Below are 4404 nucleotides of genomic sequence, written 5' to 3'. Positions count from 1 at the left end.
GGCCGCGGGACGGGGCGGGAGGCCGCCGGGGCTGCTCTTCAAGGGCAGCGACGTCGAGGAACTGCACGACCTGGTGAGCCGCCGCTTCGCGCCGCACCGCATGTCCGTGCGGAGCACCCACCCGATGGACGGCCGGTTCCGCTGTCTGCACGCGGCGGAGCTCGGTCTGTACGAGCTGGGGTACGGCGCCGAAGTGGACGTGGTGCCCGGCGAGTTGCCTGACTTCTACAACGTCCACATCCCGCTCGCGGGCGACGGGACGATCACCACGGACGGGGTGACCCAGCCGTCGGCGCTCTGTCTGGTCTGTCCGGGCCAGCGGGTGGCGATGCGGTGGAACGGCGCTTGCGTGAACCACGTCCTGAACATCCCGCGGGCGACTGTCGACCGGGCGCTCGCGGCGCGGCTCGGCGAGACGATGTCGGCGCCGCTCTCGTTCACCGCGGTCCTTGACCCGCGCAGCGGGCCGGTGGCCACCTGGCTCGGTCTCGTACGGGAGTTCGCGGCGTTCTCCGCCTCGGAGCTCGCGGCCCGCAGTCCGCTGGGGACGGCGCACTGGGAGCAGGTCCTCGTGCACGGGCTGCTCGACGCCCAGCCGCACCGCCTGAGCGGGACGGTGGCGGGACGCGGCCCCGCGGTCCTGCCGGGCGCGGTGCGCCGGGCGGCGGCGTTCTGCGCCGAGCACGCCTCCGAGCCGATCACCGTGGCGGACATGGCGGGGGCCGCGCGGGTGAGCGTCCGCAGCCTGCGGGCGGGCTTCCGTACGCATCTGGGCACCACGCCGCTGGGGCATCTGCGCCGGGTCCGCCTGGACCTGGTCCACCGCGAACTCCTCGCGCTCGCCGCGGAGCCCGGCACCGCGACCGTCACGGATGTGGCGCTGCGCTGGGGCTTCACCCACCTCGGCCGCTTCGCGGCGCTGTACCGCCAGGTGTACGGCGAGAGCCCCTCGCGGACGCTGCGCGCGGGGCGCGGCGGCCGCTGACCGCCCTGCCCCCGACTGTCCGGAAAAGGCCGTGCGCCCGGTCGTGGGCGGATAGCCGGGCCGATGCCCTTGAGGCGATCCTTGAAGGGCGCCGCCCCTACGGCGGAACCGGGGGAGCTTCGTACGGGGCGGCGCCCCGAGGCGCTCACGACGGAATGCGTGCGCGTACTCGCCGGTGACGGGACCCGGCGAGTACGCGCGGCCAGAACGGATCAGACGCCGGCGACGCTCTGGATCCAGGAGCGGTACGCCGTCACGTTGGTGTACGCGGTGGTGGTCTGGCGGTCGCTGGTGGAGGCGACGCCGACCTGGGCACCGTTGGCCATCATGGGGCCGCCGGAGTCGCCGCCCGCGGTGATGCCGTTGCCGCGCCGGGCGCAGATGGCCTGGCCCTGGTAGGCGTCGCGGCAGCCGCCGGTCACGACGACGTTGGCGACCTTCAGGAGCCGGGACTGGCAGTTGATCTCGGAGCCGCACTGCGAGGTGGCGCCCCAGCCGTAGACCTGCACGGTCTGGTTCACCGAGACGGAGCCGGGGTTGCCGAGGCGGGCGTAGCTGCCCGAGACGGAGCGGTCCAGCTTGACCAGCGAGAGGTCGGCGCTGGCGTTGTTGACGATGCTGACGCCGTTGGCCGTGGTGCCGCCGGAGGTCTGGTCGAGGCTGCCGATCCGGAACGAGAGGTTGCCGCCGCTGACGCAGTGCTTCGCGGTGAGAATCCAGGTCGGGGCGATGATCGTGGCGCTACAGGTCTGCTGGCCGTTGGAGAAGAGCCGGGCCGCCCACGGCGCGTTGGAGGCGTAGCCGCCGCCGATGATGGGCTTGGGCGAGTCGACGGCCGCCACGTGGGGCGCCGCGGTGCCCGCCGCGCCCTGCGCCGCCGCCGTGGGAGCGAGGCCGAGTACGGCCATCGCGGTGGCCGCGAGCGCGGGGACGAGTCTGGATATGCGCATGTTCGACTCCATCGTGTGGGGGTGGAACGTCCCGGATAGGGACTGAGGACTGCATAGGTATGCAGCAAGAGCGCGCACGCCACGGGCGGGTCGACCGTGGCGCGTGCATGCCATTTCGGCTGGGGTGAATGTGGCAGAGGAGTCACCGCTGCCGCAAGGGGTCGGCGCGCTTCAATTCCATTGGTCCGATGGACCATTGACCTTCATCTGCGGTATTTCGCAGTTCACTGGTGCGACTTGACCTTGGATCAGCCATCGGCGCCACACCAGGGCGAACGAGCGGAATGACCCCGTACGGGCACCCGTATCTACGTGCGTAGCATTGCGAATTGACGCATGGTCAAACACACCGCACAGGTCTCGACCAGTGGCGGTCCACCGAGGAACCGGTGCGCCGCCCCCGCCGGGGTAACCGGAGAGGACAGCCGGTGGAACGGCAGCCGCGACCACCCGTCGGCGGCACGCTTCCGAACCCGAGGAGGTCCATGCCATGCGCGCCCTCAAGCGCACCCTCGACCGCAGTCCGACCGCGCAGGCGGCCCTGGTCCTCGTGCTGACGACGGGGGTCACCGCCCTGCTCCGCCCGGCGGAGCACCCGGCCTGGTGGGCGGTGAAGGGCGTGCTGTACACCGCCATCGCCATGGCGTTCGTCGTCGCCCAGCGCCGCAAAGCGGCCCGCGCGGCGGGCACGGAGCCGCACGAGATCGCCGACCTCAGCCGCGCCGTCCGGCGCCGCGAGGTGCCCCGGGACCCCGGGGAACGGGCGACCATGCGCCGGTTCGTCGCCGCGCAGCTCGGCCGGATGGAGCGCGGCGCCCGCTGGCTCCCGTACTGGCTCGGCTTCATGGGTCTGATCGCCGTCGGCACGCTCGCCCTCGGTGTGGCCGCCGGGACGCCGACGGTGCCGCTGATCGTCGCGATCGGAGTGCTGGCGTTCTGCTGCTGGGTCCTGTGGATGCGCCGCGTCTCCCTGGACCGCTTCCGCCACATGAGCGCCGCTCTGGAGGCACCGCGGACAGCCGTCCCCGCCGACCGGCGGGAGGCACCGCGCGCCGCGTGAACATGACGTCATGTTCAGTGATGTGCATCACACCGAGGGGCGGCCCCCTGCGGGGTCTTCCGCGCGGGTGGACCCCGGCGCGTGGCTCCAGAGCGGGGGACCCGGCGCGTGGTGGACTGGTCCGGCAGCGGCCCCGACGGCGCCCCGAGGGGCGGGCCGTGGCTCCGTGACTGCATCCGAACGACGTGCTCGGACGGTATGAGCCCGCAAGCTCCCACCGCCAGAACGCGACGAGAGGCAACCCTCATGTGCCGCACGCGGACGCAGGCCGCACCCACCGGCGGCGACGGCGACCCGGACCTCGGGCGCGGACGACCCCGGACGCCCGCCCGGGTCGACGCCGACGTCCCGGCGGCGGTGGGGCACACCCTCGACCGGATCCTCGGCGAGCGGCTCGACGCCGCGCGCGACATCGACGKCACGTTCGCCGACGAYGTCGCGCGGCGCGTCGCCCGCTTCACGCTGGACGGCGGCAAACGCATGCGCTCGCAGTTCCTGTGGTGGTCCCTGCGGGCCTGCGGCGGCCCGGCGGACGCCGCCCGCGCCGAGGCGGCACTCCGGATCGCCGCCGGGCTCGAACTCATCCAGACCTGCGCCCTGGTGCACGACGACGTCATGGACGGCTCCCCGCTGCGCCGGGGCGGCGCGTCCGTGCACCGGGACATCGCGTCGCAGTACGCGCGGCACGGCGGCGCCGGGAACGCGGCCGAGAAGGCGTTCGGCAGATCCGCCGCCATCCTCGTCGGCGACCTCGCGCTGGCCTGGGCCGACGACGTGGTCGCCGGCACCGAGCTGGCGCCCGGGGCCGAACGCCGCGTGCGCGGGCTCTGGCAGGCGATGCGCATGGAGATGGTGGCCGGTCAGTATCTGGACCTGCACGGCCAGGCCACCGACGCGCGGTCCATGTCACGGGCCATCCGCGTCGCCTCCCTCAAGAGCGCCCTGTACTCGGTGGAGCGCCCCCTCGCCCTGGGCGCCGCCGTCGCGGAGGCGGACGAGGCGACCACCGAGGCGCTCTGCTCGGCGGGCCGCTGCGCGGGGCTCGCCTTCCAGCTCCGCGACGATCTGCTCGGCGCCTTCGGCGACCCCCGCCGCACCGGCAAGCCGTCGGGCGAGGACCTGCGCGAGGGCAAGCCGACCTACCTGGTCGAGGTGGCGCGGGCCCTCAAGAGCGCCCTGTACTCGGTGGAGCGCCCCCTCGCCCCCCCCCCCACGGCCGCCGCCGACCACCCCTCGCTCGCCCTGCTCGACACCACCCTGGGCGACCCGGAAGCGGGCGAGGCCGAACTGGACCGGGTACGCCACGTGCTCGTGGCCACCGGCGCCCGCACGGCCGTCCAGGAGAAGATCCAGCGGCTCGCCGAGCGCGCCCTGCGCGGCATCGACGGCGCCGTGCTCGTCCCGCACGC

General features: G+C 73.8%; 4 protein-coding genes. 3 read left to right on the top strand and 1 reads right to left on the bottom strand.

The features are described 5' to 3' along the window. The coding region (locus AB8Z36_RS32315) for an AraC family transcriptional regulator (RefSeq protein WP_369216940.1) at positions 1-985 on the top strand (985 nt) is incomplete at its 5' end. A gap of 212 nt (positions 986-1197) precedes the next feature. On the opposite strand, the gene AB8Z36_RS32310 is transcribed toward AB8Z36_RS32315, so the two are convergent. Further along, complete coding sequence (locus tag AB8Z36_RS32310) at positions 1198-1935, bottom strand: S1 family peptidase (RefSeq protein WP_369216939.1); 738 nt, start codon at positions 1933-1935, stop codon at positions 1198-1200. Between the two features lie 490 nt (positions 1936-2425). On the opposite strand from AB8Z36_RS32310, the gene AB8Z36_RS32305 reads away from it, so the two are divergent. Beyond that, positions 2426-2995, top strand: a complete 570-nt coding sequence (locus AB8Z36_RS32305; protein WP_369216938.1) for a hypothetical protein — start codon at positions 2426-2428, stop codon at positions 2993-2995. 246 nt (positions 2996-3241) lie between these two features. Then, positions 3242-4404: polyprenyl synthetase family protein (locus tag AB8Z36_RS32300; RefSeq protein ID WP_369216937.1), on the top strand; the 1163-nt coding region annotated here is incomplete at its 3' end.

Source organism: Streptomyces flavofungini, from assembly GCF_041028215.1.
Classification (GTDB): Bacteria; Actinomycetota; Actinomycetes; order Streptomycetales; family Streptomycetaceae; genus Streptomyces; species Streptomyces flavofungini_B.
This window is presented reverse-complemented; position numbering and strand designations above follow the sequence as displayed.